We start from the raw sequence: 2,122 nt of genomic DNA, 5'->3' as shown, positions 1-2,122 counted from the left end.
GCTGTGTACGGGCCCTTCGGGTTGCTGTTCAGCGGGTGCCGCGCGCGGCGGCACCCAGGGTGTTACTTGGCCTCTTCGGCGTCACCCTCGACGGCGGCCTCGACGGTCTCGGCGGCCGTCTCGACCTCGTCCTCGTCGGAGAGGTCGATGACCTCACCGTTGGTGTCGACGACCTTGGCGGCCTCGACGACGACCGCGAGGGCCTTGCCGCGGGCGACCTCGCCGACGAGCATCGGGACCTGGCCGCCCTCGACGACGGCCTGGGCGAACTGGTCGGGGGACATGCCGGAGGAGGCCGCACGGCGCATGAGGTGCTCGGTGAGCTCCTCCTGGTCGACGCCCAGCTTCTCCTTGTTGACCAGCGCGTCCAGGACGAACTGGGTCTTGATGCCCTTGATCGCCTGGTCCTTGGTCTCGGCGTCGAACTCCTCGACCGTCTTGCCCTGGAACTCCAGGTACTTCTCGATGGTCAGGCCCATCTGGCCGAGCTGGTGGTGCTCCAGGTTGTGCTTGCGGGTGTTGACCTCGTCCTCGAGCAGCTTCTCGGGGATCGGCACCTCGACGAGCTCCAGCAGCTTCTCCAGGACGCGCTCCTGGGCCTGCGTGGCCTGGTCGTACTGCTTCATGTTCTCGAGGCGCTTGCGGCTGTCCGCCGTGAGGTCCTCGAGGGTGTCGAACTCGCTCGCCATCTGCGCGAACTCGTCGTCCAGCTCCGGGAGCTCCTTGGCGGAGACCTTGGTGACCTTGACGGTGACCTCGGCGTCCTTGCCCTCGGCGGAGCCGCCCTTCAGCTGGGAGGTGAAGGTGGCCTCGCCACCGGCCTCCAGGCCCTTGACGGCCTCGTCGATGCCGTCGAGGAGCTCGCCCGAGCCGATGGTGTAGGAGACGTCGGAGGCGACGCCGTCCGGCAGCACCTCGCCGTCGACCTTGGCCTCCAGGTCGATGGTGACGACGTCACCCTCGGCGGCGGCGCGCTCGACGTCCTTGGTGGACGCGAAGCGGCCGCGCAGCTGCTCGACCGACTTCTCGATGTCCTCGTCGGAGACCTCGACCGCGTCGACCTCGACCTCGATGCCGGAGTAGTCCGGGATCTCGATCTCGGGGCGGACGTCGACCTCGGCGGTGAAGGCCAGCAGCTCGCCGTCCTTCAGCTCCGTGATGTCGACCTCGGGCTGGCCCAGCGGGTTCAGGTCGGCCTCGTTGACGGCCTCGGTGTAGAACTTCGGGAGGGCATCGTTGACGGCCTCCTCCAGCACCGCACCGCGACCGAAGCGCTGGTCGATGACCCGGGCGGGGATCTTGCCCTTGCGGAAGCCCTTCACCGTGACCTGCTGGTTGATCTTCTTGTACGCCGCGTCGAGGCTGTCCTTGAGCTCCTCGAAGGGCACCTCAACAGTGAGCCGAACCCGAGTCGGGTTCAGGGTCTCCACGGCGCTCTTCACGGTTCGGTCTCCTTGTGGCTGACTGCTTGGGGTTCTGCGTCCGCGCTGCGATTCAGCGGTTCGGCGGATTCGGCCCGGTACATCAGACACACGGGCACGCAGCTTGCATAGTAACCGCAAGCGGCAATCAGCCCACAACGCGATCTTGCGATGGCGGTGGGTGGTGGTCGGGGTGGCCGGATTCGAACCGACGACCTTCCGCTCCCAAAGCGGACGCGCTACCAAGCTGCGCCACACCCCGTCGGTGCGACACGTAGGGTACATGCCCGGAGACCCTCTGATGCGCGGGGTTTTGAGCGAACGATTCAGGACGCGAATTCAGGTACACCGCCCGCGGGCGCGCAACGGGGTGTGCACTCCCCCGGCCCGACCCGCTAGGATGCTGTCCGTGCCGCGGTCCCCCGGACCTGCGGCGCACGTGTTGCGGGCGTAGCTCAATGGTAGAGCCCTAGTCTTCCAAACTAGCTACGCGGGTTCGATTCCCGTCGCCCGCTCTGAGCACTGAAGGGGCAGGGCAGAGGGTGTTTCCGCGACCGGGCCCGTCGGGGGTGCCGGGCCGCCGCTGTGCTGCGGGCCCCCGTGCGCGGGGGGGGGCGGGGGCCCCGGTGGCGTATAAACAACTGAAGCGGCCGACGAATATTCCTTCTGGACCTCGTGGAAGAGGGAGACGGATATCGGCG

At 67.5% G+C, this 2,122-nt stretch carries 1 protein-coding gene and 2 tRNA genes; 1 reads left to right on the top strand and 2 read right to left on the bottom strand.

From position 1 onward, the window contains the following. Nucleotides 1-62: 62 nt before the first annotated feature. Nucleotides 63-1,442 (bottom strand): trigger factor, encoded by a 1,380-nt coding sequence (gene tig, locus ACFXA3_RS41515; RefSeq protein WP_385196529.1) that lies wholly within the window; start codon nt 1,440-1,442, stop codon nt 63-65. Between the two features lie 164 nt (nt 1,443-1,606). Next, a tRNA-Pro gene (locus tag ACFXA3_RS41510) sits at nt 1,607-1,683 on the bottom strand. Nucleotides 1,684-1,865: 182 nt separating this feature from the next. Between ACFXA3_RS41510 and ACFXA3_RS41505 the strand changes: the two genes are divergently transcribed. Continuing rightward, nucleotides 1,866-1,936: transfer RNA gene (locus tag ACFXA3_RS41505), tRNA-Gly, on the top strand. The last annotated feature ends 186 nt before the right edge of the window (nt 1,937-2,122 follow it).

It is taken from the genome of Streptomyces sp. NPDC059456, assembly GCF_042750055.1.
In the GTDB taxonomy this organism is placed as follows: Bacteria; Actinomycetota; Actinomycetes; order Streptomycetales; family Streptomycetaceae; genus Streptomyces.
Note: the sequence above shows the minus strand (reverse complement) of the source record. Positions and strands in the feature narration are given on the sequence as shown.